16 protein-coding genes are annotated in these 25394 nt (G+C 63.1%); 4 read left to right on the forward strand and 12 right to left on the reverse strand.

Features of this window, described 5'->3' with window-relative positions; translation table 11 throughout:
• Nucleotides 1–11 precede the first annotated feature (11 nt).
• Nucleotides 12–896: a non-homologous end joining protein Ku gene (gene ku, locus V1278_RS10960; RefSeq protein WP_334380714.1), complete on the reverse strand. Its 885-nt coding sequence runs from the start codon at nt 894–896 to the stop codon at nt 12–14.
• A 99-nt stretch (nt 897–995) separates the two neighbouring features.
• Here ku and ligD point away from each other — a divergent pair, with 99 nt between their 5' ends.
• On the forward strand, nt 996–3668 hold the full coding sequence (gene ligD / locus V1278_RS10965; RefSeq protein WP_334380715.1) for a DNA ligase D: 2673 nt from the start codon (nt 996–998) through the stop codon (nt 3666–3668).
• A 101-nt stretch (nt 3669–3769) separates the two neighbouring features.
• On the opposite strand, the gene V1278_RS10970 is transcribed toward ligD, so the two are convergent.
• Nucleotides 3770–3934: a DUF3309 family protein gene (locus V1278_RS10970; protein WP_065727178.1), complete on the reverse strand. Its 165-nt coding sequence runs from the start codon at nt 3932–3934 to the stop codon at nt 3770–3772.
• Nucleotides 3935–4099: 165 nt separating this feature from the next.
• Here V1278_RS10970 and V1278_RS10975 point away from each other — a divergent pair, with 165 nt between their 5' ends.
• The gene (locus V1278_RS10975) at nt 4100–4411 is read left to right on the forward strand and encodes a polyhydroxyalkanoic acid system family protein (RefSeq protein ID WP_334364582.1); all 312 of its coding nucleotides are present in this window, start codon (nt 4100–4102) and stop codon (nt 4409–4411) included.
• Between the two features lie 4 nt (nt 4412–4415).
• On the opposite strand, the gene treY is transcribed toward V1278_RS10975, so the two are convergent.
• Genes treY through treS form a run of 5 tightly spaced genes read right to left on the reverse strand, consistent with a single transcriptional unit; the run spans nt 4416 to nt 16474 of the window.
• Nucleotides 4416–7205 (reverse strand): malto-oligosyltrehalose synthase, encoded by a 2790-nt coding sequence (treY, locus tag V1278_RS10980; RefSeq protein ID WP_334380716.1) that lies wholly within the window; start codon nt 7203–7205, stop codon nt 4416–4418.
• Nucleotides 7206–7209: 4 nt separating this feature from the next.
• Nucleotides 7210–8961 carry a malto-oligosyltrehalose trehalohydrolase gene (gene treZ / locus V1278_RS10985; RefSeq protein WP_334380718.1) on the reverse strand — a complete coding sequence of 584 codons (1752 nt, stop codon included), beginning with the start codon at nt 8959–8961 and terminating at the stop codon, nt 7210–7212.
• Nucleotides 8958–11033, reverse strand: coding sequence for a glycogen debranching protein GlgX (gene glgX, locus V1278_RS10990; RefSeq protein WP_334364579.1), 2076 nt, complete (start codon nt 11031–11033; stop codon nt 8958–8960). The genes treZ and glgX overlap by 4 nt, the downstream gene beginning before the upstream one ends.
• A gap of 3 nt (nt 11034–11036) precedes the next feature.
• A complete protein-coding gene (gene glgB, locus V1278_RS10995; protein WP_334364578.1) occupies nt 11037–13184 on the reverse strand; it encodes a 1,4-alpha-glucan branching protein GlgB in 2148 nt (715 codons plus the stop codon).
• A complete protein-coding gene (gene treS, locus V1278_RS11000; RefSeq protein ID WP_442893771.1) occupies nt 13181–16474 on the reverse strand; it encodes a maltose alpha-D-glucosyltransferase in 3294 nt (1097 codons plus the stop codon). The genes glgB and treS overlap by 4 nt, the downstream gene beginning before the upstream one ends.
• Before the next feature lie 296 nt (nt 16475–16770).
• On the opposite strand from treS, the gene malQ reads away from it, so the two are divergent.
• Nucleotides 16771–18717, forward strand: coding sequence for a 4-alpha-glucanotransferase (gene malQ, locus V1278_RS11005; RefSeq protein ID WP_334380719.1), 1947 nt, complete (start codon nt 16771–16773; stop codon nt 18715–18717).
• A 72-nt stretch (nt 18718–18789) separates the two neighbouring features.
• Nucleotides 18790–20595, forward strand: coding sequence for a glycoside hydrolase family 15 protein (locus V1278_RS11010; RefSeq protein ID WP_334380720.1), 1806 nt, complete (start codon nt 18790–18792; stop codon nt 20593–20595).
• 210 nt (nt 20596–20805) lie between these two features.
• Here the strand turns inward: V1278_RS11010 and V1278_RS11015 are convergent, their stop codons facing one another.
• From V1278_RS11015 to gnd, 5 genes are read right to left on the reverse strand one after another with little or no spacing between them, the layout of a single operon-like run.
• Nucleotides 20806–21609, reverse strand: coding sequence for a Cof-type HAD-IIB family hydrolase (locus tag V1278_RS11015; protein ID WP_334380721.1), 804 nt, complete (start codon nt 21607–21609; stop codon nt 20806–20808).
• The gene (locus tag V1278_RS11020; RefSeq protein WP_442893669.1) at nt 21606–22148 is read right to left on the reverse strand and encodes a gluconokinase; all 543 of its coding nucleotides are present in this window, start codon (nt 22146–22148) and stop codon (nt 21606–21608) included. Before V1278_RS11020 ends, V1278_RS11015 begins: the two co-directional genes overlap by 4 nt.
• The gene (pgl, locus tag V1278_RS11025) at nt 22117–22872 is read right to left on the reverse strand and encodes a 6-phosphogluconolactonase (protein ID WP_334380722.1); all 756 of its coding nucleotides are present in this window, start codon (nt 22870–22872) and stop codon (nt 22117–22119) included. Before pgl ends, V1278_RS11020 begins: the two co-directional genes overlap by 32 nt.
• Nucleotides 22873–22875: 3 nt before the next feature.
• Complete coding sequence (gene zwf, locus V1278_RS11030) at nt 22876–24387, reverse strand: glucose-6-phosphate dehydrogenase (protein ID WP_334380723.1); 1512 nt, start codon at nt 24385–24387, stop codon at nt 22876–22878.
• A gap of 6 nt (nt 24388–24393) precedes the next feature.
• Nucleotides 24394–25389, reverse strand: coding sequence for a phosphogluconate dehydrogenase (NAD(+)-dependent, decarboxylating) (gene gnd / locus V1278_RS11035; RefSeq protein WP_334380724.1), 996 nt, complete (start codon nt 25387–25389; stop codon nt 24394–24396).
• Nucleotides 25390–25394: the final 5 nt, after the last annotated feature.

Consider the following 25394-nt stretch of genomic DNA (forward strand, 5'->3'; position numbering starts at 1 on the left):
CCAGCGCAAGCCTAGCTCGCCTTGCGGTGCCTCGCCGACGACCGGTGTGCTTTCCTTGCTGTCCGGCGTGCCCGCGCCCGCCGCGAGGCCGGGGCTTGTGCGCGCCGTTTCGTCGCCGCCTTGCCCTTCAGGCTCGCCTTCAGCGCGTCCATCAGGTTGATGACGTTGTCCGCCCTCTCCTCGGGCGCGGCGACCTTGATCGGCTTGCCGGAAGCCTTGCGGCGCACCAGCGCCTTCAGCGCGTCCTCATATTCGTCCTTGAATTTCGAGGGATCGAAATGCGCGGCCATTTTGTGCAGGATATGGCCCGCGAGTTCGACCATGTCCTTGGTGATCTTCGGGGTCTTGATATCATCGAAGAAGTCATCCTCGTCGCGCAGCTCGTACGGATATCGCAGCGTGGTGCCGAGCAGTCCCTTGCCGAGCGGCTCGATCGCCATGACGTGCTCGCGGTTGGTCAGCACGATGCGCGCCAGCGCCACCCGTTCCTCATCCTTCATGGCGTCCCGGATCACCGCGAAGGCGTCCACCGCGGCCTTGCCGTCGGGGGCAATGTAGTAGGGGTGATTGTAGTAGCGCTTGTCGATTTCGTCCCGCGGCACAAAACTGTCGATCTCGATGGTATGATTGCTCTCGATCTGGACGGCTTCCAGTTCCTCCTTTTCGATCTCGACATACTGGCCCTTTTTCAGCTCATAGCCGCGGCCTTTCTGGTCGCTCTCGACGACGTCGCCGGTCTCGGCATCGATCATTTGCTGCTTCAGCCGGTTGCCGGTCTCCTTGTTGATCATGTGAAAGCGGGTTTTCTCGACCGATGTCGAGGCCGGATACAGCACAACCGGACATGACACCAGAGAGAGCTTAAGCGAGCCTTTCCAGTAGGCGCGGGGGGCCATTGCAATCTCCGGGCGCAGTTTGGGTTTGGGAACTTCAACGGTTAGTATGGGTTTTCGTTCCGGGTGTTGCCGCGGGGCGGTTTTGATTGAGGTGTGGCCGTGGCGTTGAAGAAGCTCAGCACGTACCGCAAGAAGCGCGATTTCCGCAAAACGGCGGAGCCCTCCGGCGACGTCGAGGTCGCGGCCGCCCGCGAGCGGCGGTTCGTGATTCAGAAGCACGATGCAACCCGGCTGCATTACGATCTCAGGCTGGAATTCGACGGCGTGTTCAAATCTTGGGCCGTTACCAAGGGGCCGTCACTCGACCCTCACGACAAGCGGCTCGCGGTCGAGGTCGAGGACCACCCGCTCGATTACGGCGATTTCGAAGGCACCATTCCCGAAGACCAGTACGGCGGCGGCACGGTGATGCTGTGGGACCGGGGCTATTGGGAGTCCGATGATCCCGATCGCGGTTTTAAGAAGGGCGACCTGAAATTCACCCTGCATGGCGGCAAGCTGCATGGAAGCTGGGTACTGGTGCGGATGCGGGGCGACCGCTATGGCGGCAAGCGCACCAACTGGCTCCTGATTAAGCACCGTGACGAATTCGCTAGGGAAGGCGAGGATAACGACATTCTCGACAAGGACCGTTCGGTTGCCTCCGGGCGCACGATGGAGCAGATCGCGCAAGGCAAGGGCAAGGCGCCAAAGCCGTTCATGCTAGCCACGAAGACAACGGCCGACGCGGTCTGGCAATCGAACCGCGGCGATGCCGCCGAGGCGCGGACCTTGCGGAAGACGGCCGCCTTGCGCGCCGCGCCGGAGATCAAAACGCGCGCCCCGGCCCCGATGGTCAAGCCGAAGAAGGTCGCGGCGATGCCCGATTTCGTCGCGCCGCAGCTTTGCACAGTCGTCGAGCGGCCGCCCGGCGGCGAAGGCTGGTGTCACGAGATCAAGTTCGACGGCTACCGCGTGCAATTGCGGGTCGAGGATGGCGATGCGGTGCTCTACACCCGAAAAGGCCTCGACTGGACCGATAAATTCCAGGCGATCGCCGAGGAAGCGAAATCGCTTCCCGACGCGCTGATCGATGGCGAGATCGTCGCGCTCGATCATAACGGCGCGCCCAACTTCTCGACCCTGCAGGCGGCGCTGTCGGACGGCGACAGCGAGAGCCTGATCTTCTATGCGTTCGACCTGCTGTTTGCCGATGGTGAAGATTTTCGAAAGGTCCCGCTCGGCGACCGCAAGGCGCGGCTGAAGAAATTGCTGGAAGCGCAGAAGGGCAAGGACAAGCAGATCCGCTATGTCGAGCATTTTGAAAGCGGCGGCGATGCCGTCCTGCGATCGGCCTGCAAGCTCGAACTCGAAGGCATCGTCTCCAAGAAACTCGATGTGCCCTATCGCTCGGGCCGCACCGAGAGCTGGACCAAGGCGAAATGCCGCGCCGGGCATGAGGTGGTGCTGGGCGGCTGGAAGACCACCAACGGCAAATTCCGTTCGCTGATGGCCGGCGTCTATCGGGGCGATCATCTCGCCTTTGTCGGTATGGTCGGTACCGGTTTCGGGCAGGACAAGGTGCGCCGCATCATGCCGGCGCTGAAGGCCGCAGCCTCCGACAAGAACCCGTTCGGCGGCAAGAACGCGCCGAAGAAAACCCGCGACGTGCACTGGCTGAAACCGGAGTTGGTCGCCGAGATCGAATTCGCGGGGTTCACCGCGGACGGAAACATTCGTCAGGCGGCGTTCAAAGGCCTGCGGCAGGACAAGCCGGCCGAGGAGGTGGAGGCGGAAACACCGTCCAAGGCAGGCGTCGCGCAGCCGAAACCGGGCAAGGGCAAGGGCAAGGGTGCGACGGTGCGGGCAACGCCCGCAACAACGAACAAGGCCGGCGAGGTCATGGGCGTGGTGATCTCAAAGCCGGACAAGGAGTTGTGGCCCGACGCCGGCGACGGCGAGGGCGTTACAAAGTTCGACCTCGCGCAATATTTCGAGAGCGTCGGCGAATGGATGATCGGTCACCTCAAGGGCCGTCCATGCTCGATCGTTCGCGCGCCCGACGGCATCCGTGGCGAGAAGTTCTTTCAACGCCACGCCATGCAGGGCGCGTCCAACCTGTTCGAGCTGGCCAAGGTTTCGGGCGACCGCAAGCCCTATCTGCAGATCGACCGGGTCGAGGGATTGGCTGCGGTGGCGCAGATCGGCGGCCTCGAATTGCATCCCTGGAATTGTGCACCGGACGCTTACGACACGCCGGGACGTCTGGTGTTCGATCTCGATCCCGCGCCCAATGTTGAATTCTCCGACGTCATCGAAGCGGCAAAAGACATGCGCCAGCGGTTGACCGCTGTTGGCCTCGAAAGCTTCTGCAAGACCACGGGCGGCAAGGGGCTGCATGTGGTGACGCCGCTGCTTTATGGCGCAAGGGACAAGGTTTCTTGGAAGGAGGCCAAGGCGTTCGCGCAAGGCATCTGCCAGTGGATGGCGAGCGATGATCCCGAGCGCTATCTGCTCAACATGTCGAAGAAGCTGCGCAAGGGAAAAATCTTCCTCGACTATCTTCGCAACGACCGGATGTCGACGGCGATCGCTGCCTTGTCGCCCCGTGCGCGGGAGGGGGCTACCGTGTCGATGCCGCTGACCTGGACGCAGGTGCGCGGCGATCTCGATCCGAAGAAATACACGATCCGCACCGTGCCGTCGCTACTGGCGAAGACGAAAGCGTGGGACGGCTACGATGACGCGGCAGCGTCGATCAAGCCGGCGATGAAGAAATTGGCCTCAATGTAGGGTGGCCAAAGCGACAGCGTGCCCACCATCTTTATCTCAACAAGAAAGGTGGGCACGGCGCAGGTGCGCCTTTGCCCACCCTACGATTCTCGACGCGTGGCTCAGATCTTTCCGAGCAGCAGCAGGATCAACAGGATCACGATCACCAGACCCAGTCCGCCGCCGCCGTAATATCCGGTGCCATAGAACGGGCCGCCACCGATGCCACTGAAACCGCCGAGCAGGGCGATGATGAGAATAATCAGAATGATTGTGCCGATAGACATAAATCTCTCCTCAGCCCGAAGCGGGGCGTGTGTCTATCCTGCCTTCGCGGAGAGTAACAAGCGTGAATCACGAAAGTTCCGGTGTGGGAGGCGATCGTACGGTCGTCCCTTACTTTCGAACCGCGTACAATTACATGTAGCTAGATCAGGGAGGATTTTTCAGCGATGACCAAACCGCTCGTGGTTTCCATCCCGCATAGTCTGGGCCGCGAGGAGGCGATGCGCCGCCTCAAGACAGGACTGTCGCGCGCCGCTTCCAGCGTACCGATGCTAAGTGTCGACGAGGAGCGCTGGGAAGACAACCGCATGATCTTCCACGTGCGCGCCCTCGGGCAAGGCGCGGCAGGCCATGTCGACGTCGCCGACGATCACGTGCAGGTGGAAGTGGTGCTGCCATGGCTGTTGCAGCGCTTTGCCGAAGCGGCCCAGGCCGCGATCCGCAGCCGCGGCCAGTTGCTGCTGACCAAGAAAAACTGACGTATCAGCCGCGACGGCGCCCTGGTGCGAGTTTTGTCGCGTCATTGTACCTGGCTTTCAGCACCGCGACCGGCATATGCGTCAACAGGTCTGACAGGCGCAATTGCGCAGCATCGGCGTCTGCAAAACCTTCAATCGCATAGCCGCCGACGTTCAGCGCGGCGTCGTAGTTCTCCGGACCGGGCCAATGTCTGCCGCCATCGGTGAACGGCGCAAACCATCGTGTGACCACGACGATCGCAGCCTCGCGGCCTCGCCGGCGGGCGAACGCGATGAAATGGTCGCGACGCGGTCCGCTAACTTCCAAGGGCTCGTAATCACCGCTTGTGAACGTATCGGCGAGCTCGGTTCGAAGCTTGAGCAGATGCCGTGTCCAGGCCAGCTTCAGATGACCGCTCGGCCACCTCTCGACCAGCCGATCCCAATCCGGATTCTCCACCGCGCCCAGCCGGCCAGCGCGTTCGGCAAAGTCGACGGGCCGCCGGTTGTCGGGATCGACCAGCGAAAAATCCCAAAGTTCCGTGCCCTGATAGAAGTCCGGCACGCCCGGTATCGTCGTCTTCAGCGTGATCTGGCTGAGCGCGTTCAGGCCGCCCAGCAACGAGAGCCGCTGCGCCAGCGTCTGCAGGGAGTTCAGGAATTCGCCTGACAGTGAGGGGTCGAGGATCTTCGCGATGAAGCTCTTGACACCCGTCTCGTAGGCCACGTGGGGATTGAGCCAACTCGTTTCCTGCTTGCCTTCGCGCGCAGCCTTCAGCGCATATTCCTGCATCCGGTCCACAAACGAAGCGTCGTTCGGCTGCCATGCCCCCACCAGCGCCTGATACAGCATGTATTCGAACGCCGCCGAGGGCGCGCGCAGATCGCCATCGACGAGCAGATGCGGCGCGTTGAGCAGTTTCCATCGGGCTACCGTGCCGGTCCATTCGCCCGGAATTTCCGAAAGCGCCAGGATGCGCGCACGCGCATCCTCGCCGCGCTTGGTGTCATGCGTCGCCGTCGCCGTCATGCCGTGCGGCGATGCGCCGGCGCGCGCCTCCATCATCCCGTGAAAGTCGTCAACCGATACCGCCCTTGCGGCGGGGTCGCCGCCGACCTCGTTGAGGGCAAGCAGGCGGTGGTAGCGGTAGAACGTCGTGTCCTCCAGCGACTTTGCCATCATCGGTCCGGTGAACTGCTGCATCTTCAAGGCAAACCGGCGCACCCGCGGCGCGCTGTGGTGGGTACGTCCGGGCTTGATCAGGTCCATTGTCAGGGCGTCGCGCAGGAAATCGAAGATGCCGTCATCGGCGGCAAACCAGTCGGCGCGCGCCCGTTCGATAGTCCCTGCTATCAACTGGCGGTCATGCGCAGATGGGCCAGACGCTGTCAGGTAGGTGCGATAGACCGGAAAGTGCAGCACGTAGAGTTCGAGCGCCTGCCGCAGGCTGTCGGCGGAATAGTCGCGGGTGGAATAATGTCCGCTGGCAATCCGCGCCAAGAGGCGCGTCAGCACCGTGAACTCGCTGGTCAGCAGCGTTTCCAGCACGCGACGCTTTGCATCTCGCAGGATCGGTTCGAGTTTTGGCGATTGGTTGCTGATCTGCCGCCAGACCTCGTCGAGCGGCTCCAGGCCACGGTCGTCGATCAGAACTTGGGTGATCGCGTTCAGCCACTCATAGCCGGTGGTGCCGTGAACGCCGGCGAACGATTGCAGCTTTTCGTGCTCGCCGAGAATTTTCTCGACCACCACGTAGAAGGGCCTGCTCCGCCCGCCAAAGCCATCGCGGATCAGCCGGCGCAGGCGCTGGAAATACTGGACGGGATCGCGCAGGCCGTCGATGTGATCGAGCCGCAACCCCGCAAGCTTTTCCTCCGCAATCAGCCGTTTGACCAGGCGATGGATCGCCTCGAATGTACCGGTGTCCTCGACGCGCAGGCCTGCCAGCGTGTTGACATCGAAGAAGCGCCGGTAATTGATGTCACTGGAAGCGAGCCGCCAGTGGCCGAGCTTGTAGTGTTGGCGTTCGAGCAGATGATGCAGCGCCAGCGTTGCAGCGGCGCGATCCGGCCCGGCGCGATAGGCTGCAAGCCCATGCGCGATGATCTCGGCGGCGCCTGTGATGCCCTTCAATTCGGCTTTGAACGCAGGTGCTTCCTTGCGGTTGGGGCGTCGCGGCCCCTGATAGCGGGAGGCCAGCGCAAGCATGGCCCTGCCGGTCGCACTTTCCTCCGCGCCGGCTTCCTTGACGATCATACGCAGGATTTCGCCATAACGCTCCGGCGCGATCGGCAGCCGATGCTCAAAGTACCAGGCCGAAAAACTGCCTTCGCCGGCGTCGTAGCGCAATTCGATCTCGCCGTTTTCCAGCGCCTGACCGTAGGACGAGCCGATGATTGGCAGCAACACCCCGCCGCGGGCGCGATATGGCAATTGCTCCCAGTCGATGTCGAAGGAGGCCGCGTGCGGCGAGGCAGGCCCCCACTCCAGCGTGTCGAGCCACCACGGATTATCGTCAAAATGCACGCCGACATGGTTGGGCACGAAATCGAGGATCAGCCCGAGATCATGTTGCCGCAGCATGGCGCTCAGCCGCTCGAAGCCGGCTTCGCCGCCGAGTTCGGGATTGAACTGGGCGTGGTCGATGACGTCGTAGCCATGCGCGCTGCCCTTGCGGGCGCGCGTGAAGGGTGATGCATAGAGATGGGTGATGCCGAGCGCCTTCAGGTAGGGCACCACGGAAGCGGCGGCGTCGAAATCGAAATCCGCCGACAGTTGCAGGCGGTAGGTCGCGATCGGGATCGCCGGGGGCATTTTCCTATCCGATGCGCCAGTGCACCGACCATGGCGGGACGCTATTGCCCAACTCGCTACCCCAGATCAGGGTTCCTGCAGCTTCGCCGTGGCTGACGGCCTTTTCCGACAGGTTGGCGGTGAGGCGAAGCGCGGTGCCATCGCCCATGCGCCAATCGGCGGTCAGCAATCCGTTGCTTTCCGCGTCTGCTTTCCCAAAAGCTGCGCCGGCCAGCCGCGGCACAATCTCCTGCCGCCGGACCTGCAGTAGGTTTCGCACCATGGTCAGGCGTTTCCGCCCTGCCGGAGCGTCACGGCCATCCCAGTCGAGAACGGCGGAATCGCGGGTCGAAGCGGCGAGCGCGTCGGGGACTTCATCACCATATTCCGCATAGGCCCAGGCCAATTCGATGCGGCGGCCCTTCCGAACCGCGTCGGCGAGTTCGCCGCCGAAATCGCAGAAGAAGGGGAACGGGACCGTCGAGCCCCATTCCTCGCCCATGAACAGCATGGGGATGTGAGGCGCGATCAGCAGGATCTGAAGCGCCGCTTCGATCATCCGCGTGTCGGCGTTGCCTTCTAGCCGGTCACCCAGCGCACGATTGCCGATCTGGTCGTGGTTCTGCAGGAAGTTGATGAAGGCGGTCGGCGCAAGATGGCCGCTCGGTTCGCCACGCCTGACGCCGCGAAAAGCCGATGGCTCGCCCTGGTAGACGAAACCTGATGACAGCGAGCGGGCGATATCCGATCTCGGCGAACGCTGGTAATCGCCATAGTAGCCCTGCTTCTCGCCGGTCATCAGCACGCGCCAGGCGTGATGGTAATCGTCGTTCCATTGCGCGCGGTATTTGCCGTGTGGTGGGTCCTGGACGGAATCCAGGATGCTGGCGCGGTTGTCGCCGTTCTCCAGCACGAGGTGAATGTGCCGGCCGGTTTCCGCGGCCAATTGGCCGGTAGCGGCGCTGATGTCGTGCAGCAGCGACAGCCCGCCCGGTTCAACGATCGAGTTGACGGCATCGAGCCGCAGTCCGTCGAAGCGGTAGTCGCGCAACCAGGAGAGCGCGTTCTCAATCGCAAAGGCACGGACTTGCCTGACGCGATAGTCGATCGCACTACCCCATGGCGTGTGGGCTTCGGTGAAGAAGGAGGGCGCATAGCGGCCGAGATAATTTCCCTCGGGGCCGAAATGGTTGTAGACGACATCAAGCATCACCATCAGCCCGCGCAGGTGCGCCTCGTCGATCAGCTCCTTGAGATCTTCGGGACGGCCATAGGAGCTGTCGGGTGCGTACCACAAGACGCCGTCATAGCCCCAGTTGCGGGAGCCGGCGAAATCCGCCAGCGGCATCAATTCCAATGCGGTGATGCCGGTGGCTACGAGATGGTCGAGCCTGTCGATCATGGCGCGGTAGCTGCCTTCCGCAGTGAAGGTGCCGACATGCGTCTCGATGATCACCGCCTCCTGCCACGGCCGTCCGCGCCAGCTTGCGGCCCGCCAGCGATACGCGTCATGGTCGATCACTTCGCTCGGGCCGAAAACGTCCTCGGGCTGAAACAGCGAAGCTGGATCGGGGACATCGAGTTCGCCATCGATGCGGAATTTGTAGCGTGCGCCGGCCTTGACACCGGCAATATCGGCCGTGAACCAGCCGTCTTCGCCGCGTCTCATTGCGTGAGGCTGCTCCAGCATCACCTCGACGCGTTTGGCCGCCGGCGCCCACAGCCGAAACCGCGTGCCGTAGTTTGTCAGAAGCGGGCCGAATTGCTGGTCATTCATGCGGCGCCCGCAAAGACAAGCACCGATCGCGGCGGCGCGCTGGTTTCGACGCCCGAAGCGAATTCAGCGGCGGCCAGCACGGCCTCGGTCGTATTCAGTACCTGCTGCCAGCTCTTGTATTCGGGCATCTGCGGCAACTTGAAAGCGATCTCTTCGGGCGCAGCGTTCAGCACGATAAAGATCGGCGGCTGACCTGGTTCCAAAGGCCCCAGCACATAGGCGAGGAACCGTCCTTCCGGAAAATTCCAGTCGGCTTCCTGCATTTCCTCGGCTGCCGGCGTCAGCCACAGCACGCCGTAGGAGCCGTCCTTGCGCCGCCCGGAGAGCCAGCGCTGGTAGCGCAGTTGCGGAAAGCGCCGGCGCAGCGCGGTCATGTGGCCGACGAAATCGGTGAGGTCTTCGCCTGGCTTGCCGAGATTTTCCCAGTTGACCCAGCCGATCTCATTGTCCTGGCAATAGGCGTTGTTGTTGCCGTTCTGCGAATTGCCGACTTCATCGCCGGCCAGCATCAAGGGCGTCCCCTGCGCGAGGAACAGGCAGGCGAACTGGTTCCTGCGGAGCTGCCGGCGCAGCGCCACGATCGCGGCGTCCGTGGTCGGGCCCTCATGGCCGCAATTGTTGCTGTGGTTGTCGTTCGAGCCGTCGCGATTGTCCTCGCCGTTCGCCTCGTTGTGCTTCTCGTTGTAGCTGAACAGGTCGGCCAACGTGAAACCGTCATGGACGGTGATGTGATTGATGCTGGCGCGCGTTGCGCGGTTGTCATGGTGGAACAGGTCGGATGAGGCGGTCATGCGGCGCGAGACCTCGCCGATCAGGCTGCCTTCGCCGCTCCAGTAGCGCCGTAGCGCGCTGCGATAGCGATCGTTCCATTCCGACCATTGCGAGGGAAACGCGCCGACCTGATAGCCGCCCAGGCCGAGGTCCCATGGCTCGGCGACGAGTTTTACGGTTGCCAGCACCGGATCCTGCCGCACCGCGGTCAGAAACGCGGAATTGCGGTCAAAACCGTTCGGCTCGCGCGCCAGCGTGGTGGCGAGGTCGAAGCGAAAGCCGTCAACGTGACAGACCTCGACCCAGTAGCGCAGCGAATCCATCACCATCTGCAGCACGCGCGGATGGGTGAGGTTGACCGAGCTGCCGCAACCGGTGAAGTCGTCATAGTAGCGCGGATGCTCTTTGTTGAGCCAGTAATAGGACGCGTTATCGATGCCGCGGAAACACAGCGTCGGGCCGAGATGATTGCCTTCGGCGGTGTGGTTGTAGACTACGTCGAGCATCACCTCGATGCCGGCGTCGTGCAGCCGCGCTACCGTGGTGCGGAATGCATCGAGCGCATTGTCCTGCGCATAGCGCGGCTCCGGTGCGAAGAACGCCAGCGTGTTGTAGCCCCAGTAGTTGGAGAGCTTCTTTTCTACCAGCACCCGGTCATCGATCAGGCCGTGGATCGGCAACAGTTCGATGGTGGTGACGCCGAGCCGCTTGAGATGGTCGATCATCGCCGGCGAGCACAGCCCGCCATAGGTGCCGCGCCAGCCCGGTGCCACGTTGTCGCGCCTCTGCGTCAGGCCTTTGACGTGGGCCTCATAGATGACGGTGTCTTCCCAGGCGATGTTCGGCCGTATCTCGCGGCGGCCCCAGTTGAAGGTCTCGTCGACCACGACCGCCTTCGGCATGCCGCGGGCATTGTCGCGGCGGTCGAACGAAAGATCCTCGCGCGCGCTCCCCGTTCGATAGCCGAAATGCGCGTCGCTCCACACCAGCCGGCCGGCGAGCCGCTTGGCATAGGGATCGAGCAACAGCTTGTTGGCGTTGAAGCGGTGTCCCCGCTCCGGCGCATAGGGGCCGTGGACGCGATAGCCGTAGAGCTGTCCGGGCGAGACGTCGTTGAGATAGCCGTGCCAGACGTCCTCGTTGCGCTCGGGCAGTTCGATTCGCTCGAGTTCGCGGCGGCCCTGGCCGTCGAACAGGCAAAGCTCGACCTTCTCCGCATTGGCCGAGAACAGCGCAAAGTTGGTGCCCCTGCCGTCCCAGCTTGCTCCGAGGCGGGCGGGGCTTCCCGCGGACAGTCGCATGCGTCAGCTTTCCGGTACGAGAAAGATCGCAGCCAGAGGCGGAATGGTTAGGCTGAGTTCGGGGATGCTGCCTTCCAGGGTCTGGACTTCGCCGACGTTGCCGACATTGCTGCCGCCATAATGCGCAGAGTCCGAATTGAGCGCTTCCTTCCACTTGCCGGCGAACGGCACCCGGACGCGATAATTGTGATAGACGTTCGGCGAGAAGTTCACCACCACGAGGCAGCGCGCGCGCGCATCGAAACCCTTGCGCAGCCAGGCAAAGACGTTGCCGCCGGAATCGTGGGTGATGACCCATTCAAATCCCGCCTGGTTGCAATCCATCTGGTGCAGCGCCGGCACGCTGCGATAGAGCCGGTTGAGGTCGCGGATCAGGTTCTGCATGCCGCTATGGCGGTGCTGCGCCAAAAGGTGCCAGTCGAGCGAATGATCGTGGTTCCATTCGCGCTCCTGGCCGAACTCGCAGCCCATGAACAGGAGCTTCTTGCCGGGATGGCCGAACATGAAGCTGTAATAGGCACGCAGGTTCGCAAAGCGCTGCCACTCGTCGCCGGGCATACGGCCGAGGATCGATCGCTTGCCGTGCACGACTTCGTCATGCGACAGCGGCAAAATGAAATTCTCTGAAAATGCGTAATGCAGGCCGAACAGCACGTCGCCGTGATGGTGCTTCCGGTATATCGGATCCTTGCCGATATACTGCAGCGTGTCGTGCATCCAGCCCATGTTCCATTTGAAGCCGAAGCCGAGCCCGCCATATTCGACCGGCCGCGAGACCTGCGGCCACGCGGTAGATTCTTCCGCAGCCGTGGTGGCTTCCGGAAAATGCCCGAACAGTTCGATGTTGAAGCGGCGCAGGAACTCGATGGCTTCGAGGTTTTCCCGGCCGCCAAGCCGGTTCGGGATCCACTCGCCGGCGGGCCGGCTGTAGTCGAGGTAGAGCATCGAGGCGACGGCATCGACGCGCAGACCGTCGACGCCGTAGCGATCGAGCCAGAACAGCGCGTTGGAGACCAGGAAATTGACCACTTCGGTGCGGCCGTAATTGTAGATCAGCGTGCCCCAGTCGAGATGGCGGCCCTGCATCGGGTGGGCGTGCTCGTAGAGTGCGGTACCGTCGAAATAGCCGAGCCCATGCGGATCGTCGGGAAAATGTCCGGGCACCCAGTCGAGCCACACGCCGAGCCCCTCGCGATGACAGGCATCGACGAGGGCGGAAAAATCTTCCGGCGGGCCGAACCGGCTGGTCGGTGCGTACAGGCCGGTCGGCTGATAGCCCCAGGAGCCGTCGAACGGATGTTCGCTGACGGGCAGAAACTCGAGATGGGTAAAGCCCATATCTTTTGCATAAGCCGGAAGCTGTTCGGCGAGGTCGCGATAGCTCAGCCATTCATTGCCGTTCTTGCGCCGCCAGGAGCCGAGATGAACCTCGTAGATCGAGATCGGTGCTTCCAGCTCGTTGATGCCCGACGGCGCCGGGCGCGGATGCGGAATTCTGTTTTCGTCGACGACGATCGAGGCCGTTGAGGGCCGGACTTCCGCCGCAAAGGCCACCGGATCGGATTTCAGCGGCAGATGCCGTCCGTCGGAGCCGGTAATGTCGAACTTGTACCGGTCGCCGGCGCGGGCATGGGGCACGAACAGTTCCCAATAGCCGACGCCGCGCACCCGCATCGGATGCCGCCGCGCATTCCAGAAATTGAAATCGCCGACCACGTTGACTGCCTTGGCGTTCGGCGCCAGCACCACGAACGCCACGCCGTCGACGCCATCGAGTGTCATCGGATGCGCGCCGAGCTTGTCATAGATCCGCCGGTGGGTGCCTTCGCCCAGGAGATAGAGGTCGAAGTCGCTGAGCACGGGCGGAAAGCGGTAGGGGTCGTCGAGATCGACGACGTTCTCGCCGAAGCGGGCGCGGAGCTGATAGCGTTTCGATCCGTTGGGCAGCGCGCCTTCAAACAGCCCGGCATCGTGAATGCGCTCAAGCGGCGCCGTCTCGCCTTGCTCGCCGACCGCCTCCACGTTGGACGCTTCCGGGATGAAAGCGCGCACCACGCTGTGTCCGCCTTCGCTGTGCAAGCCGAGATATCGAAACGGATCCGAATGCTTGCCTTCGATGATTGCGTAGGCCTCTGCGGATAGCTTGGTCATGAGGCCTCGAAGGACGGTTGTGACAACATTCTGATAATTCCGCTCAGTGGCACGCGCAGCCATTCCGGCCGGAATGACAGTTCGTGTTCGATCTCGTTCAAGGCCTTCTCGAGCAGGAAGAAGGTCAGCAAGCCGTCTGCTGACGTCGGATCGGCCGGCCACAGCCGTTGGTCGGTCATCGCTTCGCGGTAGGCGGCGAGAAATGCAGCCGTCGCCCGGTCCCGCCATTCGCCAAGCGCCGCGCCGAGCTTGCCGTGGTCATCGTGGGCTACTTTGAGCGCGCGCTCAAGGGCTGCGGTCGCCGAATAATCGATCGAGCGGATCAGGCTTGCGATGTCGCGTGCTGCGGGCATCTTGCGCCGGCGTTCGGCGATACTGCGCCGCGGCGCGCCTTCGAAGTCGACGATGAAGATGTCGTCCTTGACGATCAGCAACTGGGTGAGATCGAGGTCGCCATGGCCGCGAATGTTGGCGACGTGGGCCTCACGCAGCAGCAGCGTTTCCAGCCAATCCGGCAGGGCCGGCTGCAACGCCAGCACCTGATCGGCCAACGCTCGGTCGGCTTCCTTCAGCGTATCTCGCCGCTGCCGAAGCGCATCGAAGACGTGCCCGGCGCTGCGTATTAGGTCGTCGACCCAGCGCTGCACGTCGTCGCCGCCGGTCGGCTCGGGCGCGAATTCGGCAAGCTCGCCGTTGCTGGCCAGCGCAACATGGAGCTCGGCCACGCGCCGTCCGGCTTGCGAGATGTAGCGCAGATAAGGGATCTCTTCTTCGCGCTCGCCGGGATGGATGCTCGCTGCGAGCAGGCGCTGCTCCTCGACGAAGCGATCGAGATAGGCCGCACTCACGGTCCAGAGGTCACCCTGATTGGCGATGAAGGCGTGAACGACGCCGACCGCGCTCTTCTCGTTGCCCTCGACCAGCTCGGCGCTGCCGAGCAGCGCCGGCGCATTGGGAAAGTTGGCGACATCAGTCAGGAAGCGTCCCATCTCGATTTCAGGACTGGGGCCGACCTGAAGTGTCCGGTAGATCTTGACGACATAGTCATTGTCCACCAGCGCTGTGCTGCGCGGCAGTTCGGATTCAATGGTGCGGATGTACTCGGGCTGCCGGATCGGCTTGTCGCCGAAGCGGCCGGTCGGGCGGAATTCGAGCCGCAATCCCTGTTCGCTCTCGTCCACCGTCAGCGATTGCTGCAGATTGCGCAAAAATAGCGCGACGAAGATCTGGTCGGTGGCAACGTCGAGCAGCGTTCCCTCGCGCGCGCCCTGGCGAACGGCGGCCAGCGCATGCGGATTGTAGCGCTCGCGGTCGAAGCGCACCCATTCGATCTGCATCGGCAACACGTAGCGCGTGGTGACGCCGCGCTGCGTCGTTTCGAAAAAAGCAAGCCACGGCCGGTTGTCGCCGATGTCGCAAAATGGAATCGCCGACGTCAGTTTCGGATGGATCGCCTTGGCCGAGCGTTCCGGGTACCAGCGGCTGCGCGCCAGATGTCCCGGAAGCACGTCGCGTTCGAACACGCCGCGCTCGCGCGCCAGCGATACCCAGGTCGCGTTCAACGGTACCACCAGCGTTTCAAATTCGGGCACCGCGCGCTGTGGCACCGGCGCTGATTTGTCGGGCTCCTGCAGTTCGAACCAGTAGAAGCCGTAAGGCGACAGCGTGATCATGTAGGGCAGCTCGCCGATCGCCGGGAAGCGCGTGCGGCCGAGCATTTCCAGCGGGATGCGGTCCTTGAAGGCGGAGAGATCCAGTTCGGTAGCCTGAGCCGACCGCGACAGATTGGCGACGCACAGAATGACCTCGTCCCCGTACTGGCGCACGTAGCACAGCACCGAGCGGTTTTCCGGGCGGATGAATGTCATGCTGCCGCGGCCGAAGGCGATCGTGGATTTGCGGACCGCGATCAGCCGCTTGGTGGCAGAGAGCAGCGAGGAGAGGCTGCGCGACTGCGCCTCGACATTGACGGACTCATAGCCATAGACCGGGTCCATGATGGTCGGCGCGTAGAGCCGCGCGGGGTCGGAACGGGAGAAGCCGCCATTGCGATCCGGCGTCCACTGCATCGGGGTGCGGACGCCGTTACGGTCGCCGAGATAGATGTTGTCGCCCATGCCGATCTCGTCGCCGTAATAGATGATCGGCGTGCCCGGGAACGAGAACAACAGCGAATTCATCAACTCGATCTTGCGTCGGTCATTGTCCATAAGCGGCGCCAGCCGCCGCCGGATGCCGACATTGATGCGGGCCCGGGGATCGTTGGCGTAGGTCGACCACAGGTAATCGCGCTCGACGTCGGTGACCATTTCCAGCGTCAGTTCGTCGTGGTTGCGCAGGAACAGCGCCCACTGGCAATTGCCTGGAATATCCGGCGTCTGGCGCAGGATGTCGGTGATCGGAAAACGGTCTTCCTGCGCGATTGCCATGTAGATGCGTGGCATTAGCGGAAAATGATAGGCCATGTGGCATTCGTCGCCACGGCCGAAATATTCCTGTACGTCCTCCGGCCATTGGTTGGCCTCGGCCAGCAGCACCTTGCCTTTTGCGTAGGCATCGAGTTCGCTGCGCAGCCGCTTGATGACGGCATGCGTCTCCGGCAGGTTCTCGTTGTTGGTGCCGTCGCGCTCGCAGAGATAGGGAATGGCGTCGAGCCGGAAACCGTCGACCCCGGTGTCGAGCCACCGCTTCATCACCTGCACCAGCGCGCTCACCACGCGCGGATTGTCGAAATTGAGATCCGGCTGGTGCGAGAAGAAGCGGTGCCAGTAGAACTGGCCGGCTTCCGGGTCCCAGGTCCAGTTCGACTTCTCGGTATCGGTGAAGATGATTCGCGTGCCCAAATATTTCTGGTCGGTATCGCTCCAGACATACCAGTTGCGGGCAGAGGAATTCGGGTCCGAGCGGCGGGCGCGCTTGAACCAGTCGTGCTGATCGGAGGTGTGGTTGATGACGAGCTCGGTGATGACCCGCAGGCCGCGCTTCTTGGCCTCCTGGATGAAGCGCCTGAAATCCTTCATCGTCCCGAAATCGGGGTTGATGTCGCCGTAGTCGGCGATGTCGTAGCCGTCGTCGCGGCCGGGGGAGGGATAGAACGGCAACAGCCACAATGTGGTGACGCCAAGGTCCTGCAGGTACCCAAGTTTCTCCGTCAGCCCGGCAAAGTCGCCGATGCCGTCATTGTTGCTGTCGGCGAAGGCCTTGACGTGCAACTGATAGATGATCGCATCCTTGTACCAGAGCTCGTCGGTGGCGACCTCGGCGGCGGGCAGCTGCTTTGCTTCGACCACAAGGCTGCTATCCGGATTCAGCGGATAGGAGCCGTCGATAGGAAGGGAGACGCCGGCGTTGGAGCTCTCGGCGGTTTGCGCTTTTTTGTTCACGGTGATGCCATTGCCATGGAAATGACGTCCCCGTTTCGTTTGGAGAAAGGAGACGTTCCGGACATAGATAGAAAGCCGCTCGGCTTGCTTTGGTTCCAGCGGAACCGTTGGCGGGCCCGAACGTTAGACACCGTCTATCTCCTTCCCGTAATTGGACAATTTCGCGACATCGGTTTGATGTTTGCGTGCAAAGTACGTGCCGAATGGATCTTTTCGCTCAAGCTAAAGCCCTGGGAATTCAAACCGAATTCCTGGATGGTCAGGGTAATCGCCGTGTGACAGACGCGGCCGCCCTCAAAATTATCCTGGATGCCCTGCCGCCGCAGGCGTCGGGGCCGCTGGTCGGCCACCCGGTCGTGGTCCGGTCCGGACGGCCGTCGCGAACCGAAATCCCCACAGCCACGCTCCCGGCGGAGTGGAAAATCGTTGCGGATTCAGGAGTTATCGCCAAGGGCGAGAGCTCGGATCATGCCATCGACTGGCCTAGGGACCTGCCGCTCGGCATCTACCGGCTGCAGTTGAGCGATGCCGCGAGAGTCGAGGATGTGCCGCTGATTTCGGCGCCGGAACGGGCGTTTGGCGGCGAGTTCGACCGCTGCTGGTTGCTCGCGGCCCAGCTTTACGGCGTCCGCTCGGCGCGCAATTGGGGCATGGGCGACTTCACCGACCTCGCAAGCCTGATCGAACTCGCCGACCATCTCGGGGCCGACGGCGTCGGCCTCAATCCCTTGCACGTCCTGTTCGACGATCGCCCGGGCGATTGCAGCCCGTATTCGCCAAACAGCCGGTTGTTTCTCAACGCGCTCTATATCGACGTTGAAAAGATTCCCGAATTTCAACTCGATTCCGAAACGAGCGAGGCGCTGGCGCCGTTGCGGGCACGCGCCGTCGTCGATTATGTCGGCGTCGCCGGTTTGAAGCGGCGCGCGCTTCGCTCTGCCTTTGCTGCCTTCAAGGCCAGCGCCAAACCGGCCCGCCAACAGGATTTCGACAAATTCCGCTCCGAGTGCGGTACCTTGCTGTCGCATTTTGCTTGCTTCGAGGTACTCCGGCACAAATTCGGCAAGCCGTGGTGGGAATGGCCGGAAGAGTGGCGGCAGCCGGACGACGCCAGATGCGCCGCATTGCGCGAGGGCGCGGACGCCAGTGAAATCGAATTCGTCGAATTCGTGCAATGGACCGCGGACCGGCAGCTCGGCGCGGCCAGCGATCTGGCGAAGAAGCTTGGCATGAAGGTCGGGCTCTATCTCGACGTCGCGGTCGGCGTGCAGGCCGACGGGTTCGATGCCTGGAACGAACAGGTCGCGATCTCTCGCCATCTCGGCGTCGGCGCGCCACCCGATCCGCTCAACACCGCCGGCCAGACCTGGGGCCTTGCCGGCTTCAATGCGGCAGGACTCGAGCGGCAATCCTTTGCGCCGTATCGCGACATGCTGCGCGCCTCGATGCGGCACGCCGGCGCGATCCGGCTGGATCATGTCCTCGGGCTGAAGCGGCTCTATCTGGTGCCGCAGGGCTTCACCGCACGCGACGGCGTCTATGTACAGATGCCATTCGAGGCGCTGCTCGCGGTAACCGCGCTGGAAAGCCTCGCGCATCGCTGCGTCGTGATCGGCGAAGACCTCGGCACCGTGCCGGAAGGGTTTCGCGACCAGATCGCCGATTGGGGCATCTGGTCGTATCTCGTGATGATGTTCGAGCGCGACGACCACGGATCGTTCCGCAGCATCGATCATTACCTGACCAACGCGCTCGTCACCTTCAACACCCATGATCTCTCGACCTATGCCGGCTGGCGCTCGTTCGGCGATCTCAAGCTGAAGCGTTCGCTCGGGATCGATCCGGGCGAGAGCGACGATGCGCGCTGGCACGCGCTTGCCATGCTGGATGACGTGCTGCGGCATCACGCCATCTACCGCAACGATCTCTATTCGGTCGCGAATTTCCTGGCGCGGACCAAATCGCGGCTGCTCGCGGTCTCGCTGGAGGATCTGCTTGGGTTGGTCGACCAGCCTAATATCCCCGGCACCGTCAACGAGCATCCGAACTGGCGGCGGCGGCTTCCGGTGTCGATCGAGGAGATGACGTCCACGGTCGACATCGCCGCACTCAAGGCGGCAACACATGAGCGGTCGCGCGCCGCGATCTGACGAGTTCGAGAAGGAAGGCAGAGCGGGATGACAGTTGGAAGAAAAGCCATTCCGTTCTGGCGGTGAATCACCTTGTCGTGCCGGATCGAAGACTACGGGTTGATCGGCGATTGCGAGACCGCGGCACTGGTCGGCCGCGACGGATCGATCGACTGGCTATGCTGGCCGGCCTTCGATTCCGACGCCTGCTTTGCAGCCCTTCTCGGTACCCACAAGCACGGCCGCTGGCTGATCGCACCGGTGGAGGAAGTCACCGGCGCCTCGCGCAACTATTGGGGCGACACCCTGATCCTGCAGACGCGGTTCGAGACCGCTGGCGGCGCGGTCGAGCTGATCGACTTCATGCCGCCGCGCGGCAACGCCTCCGATGTGGTGCGGTTGGTACGCGGCCTTCGCGGCCGGGTCAGGATGCACATGCAGCTTGTCATCCGCTTCGGCTTCGGCACCGATATTCCCTGGGTCAAGAAGACCGAGGACGGCTCCGCCCTGCTCGCTATTTGCGGGCAGGACATGACGGTGTTGCGCACCCCGGTGGAAACGCGCGGGGAGGACCTGACGACGGTCGCCGATTTCGAGGTCGGCGAGGGCGATACCGTCCCCTTCGTGCTCACCTACGGCCCTTCGCATCTGCCGGTGCCCAAGCCGATCGATCCTGCCTATGCCTTGCAGGATACCGAAGCGTTCTGGACCGAGTGGAGCAACCGTTGCACCTATGAGGGCGAATACCGCGCTCTCGTGATGCGCTCGCTGATCACGCTGAAGGCGCAGACCTATGCGCCGACCGGCGGCATCGTCGCTGCGCCGACGACCTCGCTGCCGGAAAAGCTCGGCGGCGCCAGGAATTGGGATTATCGCTTCTGTTGGCTGCGCGACGCCACCTTCACGCTGCTGGCGCTGATGAACTCGGGCTATACCGAGGAAGCTTCCGCCTGGCACCATTGGCTGTTGCGGGCAGCGGCGGGTTCTCCCGCCAATATGCAGATCATGTACGGCATCATGGGCCAGCGGCGTCTCCTGGAATGGGAGGCCACGTGGCTGCCCGGCTATGAAGGCGCACGTCCCGTGCGGATCGGCAACGCCGCGCATGCGCAACTGCAGCTCGACGTTTACGGCGAACTGATCGACGCCTTTCACCAGTGGCGCGTGGCCAAGCTCGAAATGGATGAAACGAGCTGGGCGCTGGAATGCGCCGTGCTGCAGCACCTTGCCGAGCGGTGGGACCAACCGGATCACGGCATCTGGGAGCGCCGGAGCGCGGGCAGGCATTATGTCTCGTCGAAAGTAATGACCTGGGTCGCGTTCGACCGCGGCATCAAGAGCGCGGAAACATTTGGCTTCAAGGCGCCGCTCGAGAAATGGCGCGCGCTGCGCGACGCCATTCACGCCGACGTCTGCGCGAAGGGCTTTGACTCCGAGTTGAACGCGTTCGTCGAGTCATACGGCTCGAAAATGCTCGACGCGAGCATCCTGTTGCTGCCGTCAGTGGGATTTCTGCCGCCGGAGGATCCCCGTGTGCGCGGTACGCTTGTCGCGGTCGAACGGCATCTGATGCGGGACGGTTTTGTGCTGCGGCACGACCCGCGGGAAATCCCGGCGGAGAAACAACCGGCCGAAGGCGCGTTCCTCGCCTGCACGCTCTGGCTTGCGGACGCGTATGTGCTGGCTGGCGAATTCGGCACGGCGCAGGAGTTGTTCGCTCGCGTCGTCGCAGTCGCCAACGACCTCGGCCTGTTGGCCGAGGAGTACGATACGGTGGCCGGTCGCCAGACCGGAAATTTCCCGCAGGCGCTCACGCATATCGCGCTGATCAACACCGCGCAGAACCTCAGCGTGGCGAAGAAGTCGACCGAGAAGCCGGCGATGCAGCGCTCGAAATAGCGGGCGAGGTCCCAGCCGGTCGCGCGAGCCGGTACTCATCTTCGCCGCGGCAGGCTAGGGCTGGTGAGCCTGCCTTCATGGAGGAGACGGCGGTCGGGCACCGGCTCGCGCTTGCCGATCGTGCCGGCCGACAGAAGCGGATTCGCCGCGCGAAGACTTTGAGAGTTCCTCGATTTATCCTTCAGGCGGGCTTGATACGCCGGCTCTTGCCTATCCGAGCCGCAGCACCGTCTCGATCGCCGCCGCAAATCCGTCGCGCTCGTTGCTGTCTGTGACGTGCGTCGCGTGCTTTTTGACGTCTTCGGCCGCATTGCCCATCGCAAACGAAACGCCGCTTCGGGCAAACATCGGAAGATCGTTCTCCATGTCGCCGATGGTCGCGACCGCTGCCGCCGAAATGCCGAGTCGGCTGATCATGGCGTCCACGAAGGTGCCCTTGTTGTGACCGGGCGGCGTGACATCGAGATAATAGGTCTGCGAGCGGACCGCGACGACCTCCCGGCCGAGCGCCTGCCGCATTGCCACCTCGCAACGCTGCAACAGCTCAGCATCCGAACTGGCGCCGACGATCTTGCAGGTCTCCGCGAGATGCGGCGTGAAGTCGGTGACGATGGTCGGATTAGCCTTGATGGCCAGCTTCTCGTGCGGGACGTACTCGCCGTCGGGATTGCGCGTGTACCAGCGCTGATTGGTGAACAGCCAGATATCCACGCCGAAAGCATTGAGCACGTCGAGGCTGCGCTGGGCCACGGTTGCCCCGATCAAATGCTGCTCGATCGGTTTGAGCCCGGCATCGACGATCGAGCTGCCGTTGAAGGTGCCGACGGGAAGCGCGATCGAAAGCGGCTCGATCAGAAAACCCATGCCGATGGTCGGCCGGCTGGAGACGATGGTGAAACCGATGCCGGCCGCATGCAGCTTGCGAACGGCCGCCTTGGCGCCATCGGTCAGGATCTTGTCGTGCGTCAACAGAGTGCCGTCGACGTCGGAAACAACGAGCGCGATACGTGTCATTGGGGGACCAGGTTCAATTGACGGACGATGTCATCCACGATGTTCTCGACCGGGGCATCGATCGATACAGTGATCGGCCGCTCGCCCGCGCCCGGCGGCTCCAGCGTCCTGAATTGGCTGGCGAGCAGGCCCGGCGGCATGAAATGTCCCTTGCGGGCGGCAAGCCGGGCCGCGATCAAGTCCTGCGTTCCGTCGAGAAAAACGATGCGGACATCGTCGCGACCGTGCACGAGAATGTCGCGATAGGCGCGCTTCAATGCCGAGCAGGCGATCACGGCGTGCTCGCCGGACCCTGAGAGGCGGTCGATCTCATCGGCGATTGCCCGCAGCCACGGCCAGCGGTCCTCGTCGGTCAGCGGGTGGCCGGCGCTCATCTTCACAACATTGGCTGGCGGGTGAAACCGGTCGCCGTCCTCGTAGCGCCAGCCGAGGCGTCTTGCGAGACGATCGGCGATGGTGCTCTTGCCCGAACCGGAAACGCCCATCACCACCAGCGCGCTGGGAGTCCTATCGCCCACCAAAATCCTCCGGAAGCGCATCCCGGTCCACCAGCCAGACCGTCTCGCCGGTGGATCGCGCACGGTTGGCAGGCAGGTTCTCGCGTGCAAAGAGGCGCGTCAAGATCGCATGCTTCTCGGTGCCCGCGATCTCGAACAGCATTTCGCGGCAGGAGGCAAGGCTGGGCAGCGTGAGGGTGACCCGCGGGACGAATGGCTCGACACTCGCGCGTGGCACGCCGACCACCCAGCGCGCGGTCTCATCGAGCGCGGGATCGCCGGGAAACAGCGACGCGGTGTGGCCATCGGGACCTACACCCATCAACACGAGATCGAACAAGGGGCGAGCTTGATCGAGCGTGTCCGCCCCATAGAACGATTGCAGCTCCCGTTCGTAAAGCGCGGCGCAGCGGTCCGGATCGGTCGGGTCGGCGGTCGCGGTCGGAATCGGATGGATGTTTGCCGCCGGCGCGCAGCTATCCAGAAAAAGCGCTCGCGCCATGCCCATGTTGTTGAGCGGATCGTCCGCCGGCACGAAGCGCTCGTCGCCAATGAACCAGTGCACACGCTGCCACGGGATCCGGCTGCGATAGGCATCGGTTGCGAGCAATCGATAGAGCTGTCTGGGGCTCGATCCGCCGGTCAGGCAAATCGCCACGCGGCCGCTATTGGCCTCGATCCTGGCGAGCACGCGATCGGCCGCGGCCTCGGCCAGGGCGGCCGGATCGGCGACCGCGATCACGCGGCGATTGTCGTTCGCTGTCATCGCTCACCCGAGCTTTCGCCAGCTTCGGCCTTCGCGGGTCAACAATTCGTTCGCTTCCTGCGGACCTTCGCTGCCGGCCTTGTAGGTCTGCAAGCCCTCGGCCCCTGCCTTCTTCCAGGCGTCGAGGAATGGTTGCACCGCCTTCCAGCCGGCCTCGACGCTGTCGGCACGCTGGAACAGGATGTTGTCGCCGGTCATGCAGTCATAGATCAGCGTCTCGTAGCCGGTCGAAGGCTCCGCCTTAAAATAGTCCTTGTAGCGAAACTTCATCTCGACGCCGTCGATAAGGACCGAAGGGCCGGGCACCTTGGTGTTGAACTGCAGCGCGATGCCTTCGTTCGGCGCGACCCCGATCACGAGGTAATTCTGCGCCAGCCGTTCCACCGGCGTGCAGTTGAACATCGCGAACGGCGCCTGTTTGAACTTGATCGCGACTTCGGTGCGTTTGACGCCGAGCGCCTTGCCGGTGCGCAGATAGAAGGGAACACCCGCCCAGCGCCAATTGTCGATGATCAGCTTCAGCGCCACATAGGTTTCGGTCGTACTGCTGGCCGCGACGTCTTCGATTTTGCGATAGTCCGCAATCTCGCTATCTCCGATCCGGCCGGCCAGATACTGGCCGCGCACGGAATTCCGCAGCGCCTCGGCCTCGCTCTGGAGCTGGATCGCGGCCAGCACGTCCGCCTTTTCGGTGCGGACCGAATGCGCGTCGAACCGGATCGGCGGCTCCATTGCGACCAGTGACAGCAGTTGAAACAGATGGTTCGGCACCATGTCGCGCAGCGCGCCGGTCTGGTCGTAAAAACTGCCGCGGTGACCGACGCCGAGCTGTTCGTTGACCGTGATCTGGACATGGTCGATATGGTTGCGATTCCAGATCGGCTCGAACATGCCGTTGGCGAAGCGCAGCACCAAAATATTCTGCACCGTTTCCTTGCCGAGATAGTGATCGATCCGGTAGATCTCGTGCTCATCGACGAGCTTTAGCAATTCGCTGTTCAGCGCCTTGGCGGAAGCGAGGTCGGTGCCGAACGGCTTTTCCACCACCAGCCGCCGCCACGCGCTGTTCTCGGCCAGCATGCCGGTGCGGCCTAGCTCGCGGCTGATCGGCAGGAAGGCGTTCGGCGGCGTTGCCAGGTAGAACAGGCGGTTGCCGCCAGTGTTTCGCGCGACTTCCAGGTCGCCGAGCTGCTTGCTCATCGCGTCGAATGAAGCCGGATCCTTCGGATCGGCTTCGATGCAGGTCAGGCAGTCCAAAAGACGACGCGAAATCGCATCCTCCACTGGTTGCGTCGCGAACTGGCGCAGGCCCTTCATCAGGCTCTCGCGCAGCCTGTCGCTCGTCATGCCCTTGCGAGCGACGCCGACCAGGCAGAACCTATCCGGCAGGAGATCGCTGGCGGCGAGATTATACAGGGCAGGGACGACCAGCCGGTGCGTGAGGTCGCCGGTGACGCCGAAAATGACGAAGGAGCAGGGATCGGGCTTCTTCTGTGTTGTTTGACCGACCGCCATGACCGCTCACACCTTCGCAGTGGGCTTCTTCGGCGGCTCCTTGTGGCCGCCGAAACCGGCCCGCATCGCGGAAAGAATTTTTTCCGCAAAGGTGTGGTCCTTGCGCGAACGAAAGCGCGCGTAGAGCGCCGCCGTCAGCACTTCCGCCGGCACAGCTTCGTCGATCGCGGCGTTGACCGTCCAGCGGCCTTCGCCGGAATCTTCGACAAAGCCGGAGTAGGTGTCGAGCGTCTGGTTTGCCGCAAGCGCGGAAGCGGTGAGGTCGAGCAGCCAGGAGGGGATCACGCTGCCGCGCCGCCACACCTCGGCAATGTCGGCCATGTCGAACTCGAAACGATGCTCCGGCGGCAGCGCGTCGATGTTGGCGTTCTTCAGAATATCAAACCCTTCGGCATAGGCCTGCATCAGGCCGTATTCGATGCCGTTGTGGATCATCTTGACGAAGTGTCCGGCGCCGGACGGCCCGGCATGGATATAGCCCTGCTCGACACGCTGGTCGCGGCCCTCGCGTCCCGGTGTGCGCGGAATGTCGCCCGCGCCCGGCGCGAGCGTCTTGAAGATCGGATCGAGCCGGTCGACCACCATCTTATCGCCGCCGATCATCATGCAATAGCCGCGTTCGATGCCCCAGACGCCGCCGCTGGTGCCGACGTCGAGGTAATGCAGGCCTTTTGCCTTCAGCGCCGCGCCGCGGCGGACATCGTCCTGCCAGAACGTATTCCCACCATCGATGATGACGTCGCCGGGCTGCATCAGCTTTGCCAATGCCTCGATGGTCGTCTCGGTGATCTTGCCTGCCGGGAGCATTACCCAGGCGGTGCGCGGCTTCTCCAGTTTCGCCACGAAATCTTCCAGCGTGTCAGCGCCGGTTGCGCCTTCCGCCGCGAGTGCGGCGACCGCCTTGGCGTCCTTGTCGTAGACCACGGCGGTGTGGCCGTTCTTCATCAGCCGGCGGACGATGTTGCCGCCCATCCGGCCGAGGCCGATCATGCCGAGTTGCATATCCT

This window comes from Bradyrhizobium sp. AZCC 1577 (assembly GCF_036924575.1).
Classification (GTDB): domain Bacteria; phylum Pseudomonadota; class Alphaproteobacteria; order Rhizobiales; family Xanthobacteraceae; genus Bradyrhizobium.

Bases quoted from the DNA above. Each gene is read 5' to 3' on its own strand.
- zwf (WP_334380723.1), bottom strand. From the start codon at position 24,387: ATGGCGGTCGGTCAAACAACACAGAAGAAGCCCGATCCCTGCTCCTTC.
- V1278_RS11020 (WP_442893669.1), bottom strand. From the start codon at position 22,148: ATGCGCTTCCGGAGGATTTTGGTGGGCGATAGGACTCCCAGCGCGCTG.
- glgX (WP_334364579.1), bottom strand. From the start codon at position 11,033: ATGCGACTGTCCGCGGGAAGCCCCGCCCGCCTCGGAGCAAGCTGGGAC.
- V1278_RS11015 (WP_334380721.1), bottom strand. From the start codon at position 21,609: ATGACACGTATCGCGCTCGTTGTTTCCGACGTCGACGGCACTCTGTTG.
- malQ (WP_334380719.1), top strand. From the start codon at position 16,771: ATGGATCTTTTCGCTCAAGCTAAAGCCCTGGGAATTCAAACCGAATTC.
- gnd (WP_334380724.1), bottom strand. From the start codon at position 25,389: ATGCAACTCGGCATGATCGGCCTCGGCCGGATGGGCGGCAACATCGTC.
- pgl (WP_334380722.1), bottom strand. From the start codon at position 22,872: ATGACAGCGAACGACAATCGCCGCGTGATCGCGGTCGCCGATCCGGCC.
- V1278_RS10970 (WP_065727178.1), bottom strand. From the start codon at position 3,934: ATGTCTATCGGCACAATCATTCTGATTATTCTCATCATCGCCCTGCTC.
- treZ (WP_334380718.1), bottom strand. From the start codon at position 8,961: ATGAATGACCAGCAATTCGGCCCGCTTCTGACAAACTACGGCACGCGG.
- treY (WP_334380716.1), bottom strand. From the start codon at position 7,205: ATGCCCCCGGCGATCCCGATCGCGACCTACCGCCTGCAACTGTCGGCG.
- glgB (WP_334364578.1), bottom strand. From the start codon at position 13,184: ATGACCAAGCTATCCGCAGAGGCCTACGCAATCATCGAAGGCAAGCAT.
- ku (WP_334380714.1), bottom strand. From the start codon at position 896: ATGGCCCCCCGCGCCTACTGGAAAGGCTCGCTTAAGCTCTCTCTGGTG.
- V1278_RS10975 (WP_334364582.1), top strand. From the start codon at position 4,100: ATGACCAAACCGCTCGTGGTTTCCATCCCGCATAGTCTGGGCCGCGAG.